Annotated in this window: 1 protein-coding gene; it reads right to left on the bottom strand. The window is 49.1% G+C overall.

Features of this window, described 5'->3' with window-relative positions:
• Positions 1–1,768, bottom strand: a 1,768-nt coding sequence (locus KDK14_RS04390) for a PrkA family serine protein kinase (RefSeq protein ID WP_257263803.1), incomplete at its 3' end; no start/stop codon positions are given.
• Between the last annotated feature and the right edge of the window lie 81 nt (positions 1,769–1,849).

The following is a 1,849-nucleotide window of genomic DNA, read 5'->3' as shown; positions in this document are numbered from 1 at the left end:
CTTCTGTATTGGAGAACATTTTCTTCTCAATCACGCTGCGCATTTTTTCGTAGCTGAGCCAGCTCGGGTTGCGTCCATTGTGATTGGCCCTGGCCCTGAGCACGAAATTAACCACCTCATTACGAAAATCTTTTGGATTGGCAATGCTGGCCGCTTTTTCGATTTTCTCCAGCTCATCATTGATTGCCGAGCGGTCGAGAATATCGCCGGTTTCAGGATCACGGTACTCCTGATCCTGAATCCAGAAATCAGCATAGGTAATGTATCGGTCAAAAATGTTCTGCCCATACTCTGAGTAGGATTCAAGATAGGCGGTCTGTATCTCCTTGCCCAAAGACTCAATGTATTTGGGTGCCAGGAACTCTTTTACATAGCGCAGATAACGCTCGTGCACCTCTTTCGGATACTGCTGTTGCTCAATCTGCTGCTCCAGTACGTAGAGCATGTGGACTGGGTTAGCGGCAATTTCCGTAGGGTCAAAGTTGAATACCTTGGAAAGAATCTTGAAAGCAAAACGGGTAGACAAGCCTTCCATGCCTTCATCAACACCCGCTGAATCCTTGTACTCTTGCAGTGGCTTGGCGTTGGGGTCGGTATCTTTCAGGTTTTCGCCATCATAAATCCGCATCTTGGAATACACATTGGAATTTTCCGGCTCCTTGATGCGAGACAAGACGGTAAACTTGGCCAGCATTTTCAGGGTATCCGGTGCACAGGGGGTATCCTTGAGCGAACTGTTGGCCAACAGTTTCTCATAAATATGAATCTCTTCCGTCACCCGGGTGCAGTAGGGCACCTTGACGATGTTCACCCGGTCAATAAAGGCTTCATTGGTCTTGTTATTCCGGAATGACTGCCACTCGGACTCATTGGAATGGGCAAGAATAATACCGTTATAAGGAATGGCACCCATCCCTTCGGTACTGTTGTAGTTACCTTCCTGGGTGGCGGTCAGCAGCGGGTGGAGCACCTTGATGGGAGCCTTGAACATCTCCACAAACTCCATCATGCCCTGATTGGCACGGCACAGTGCGCCAGAGAAGCTGTAGGCGTCCGGGTCATCTTGGGAGTATTCTTCCAGCTGTCGTATATCCACCTTGCCCACCAGGCTGGAAATATCCTGATTGTTCTCATCACCAGGTTCCGTCTTGGCGACAGCGACTTGATTGAGAATACTCGGATGCAGCTTCACCACCCTGAACCTGGTGATATCACCGCCAAACTCATTTAACCGCTTAACCGCCCAGGGTGACATGATGCCCCCCAGATAACGGTTGGGAATGCCATACTCTTTTTCCAGAATGTCGGCATCTTCATTCGGGTTAAACAGGTTCAGGGGGGACTCAAAAACCGGGGAACCCTTGATCGCGTAGAATGGCACTTTCTCCATCAACGCCTTCAGCTTTTCTGCCAGAGACGACTTGCCACCACCCACTGGCCCCAGAAGATAAAGTATCTGTTTTTTCTCTTCCAACCCCTGGGCAGCGTGCATAAAGTAGGAAACGATCTGCTCAATCGCTTCTTCCATGCCATAGAATTCACGAAAGGCTGGATAACGCTTGATCAGTTTGTTGGAAAATATACGACTGAGTCGTGAGTCTCTCGAGGTATCCACCATCTCAGGCTCACCAATGGCCATGAGCATGCGTTCAGCCGCATTGGCATAGGCAGAGGAATCTTTCCTGCACAGTGCCAGATACTCTTCGACAGTCAGCTCTTCTTGCTGGGTTGATTGAAATCTCTGCTGATATGTATTGAAGATATCCATGCCTTCACCCACCTTTGTCTGCTTGATTTCCTGAAACAGTTACCAGAAACGTTTGACCGATAGCTGCCTACCCTTCTCAAT

It is taken from the genome of Endozoicomonas sp. ONNA2 (assembly GCF_024606365.1).
Classification (GTDB): domain Bacteria; phylum Pseudomonadota; class Gammaproteobacteria; order Pseudomonadales; family Endozoicomonadaceae; genus Endozoicomonas.
Note: the sequence above shows the minus strand (reverse complement) of the source record. Positions and strands in the feature narration are given on the sequence as shown.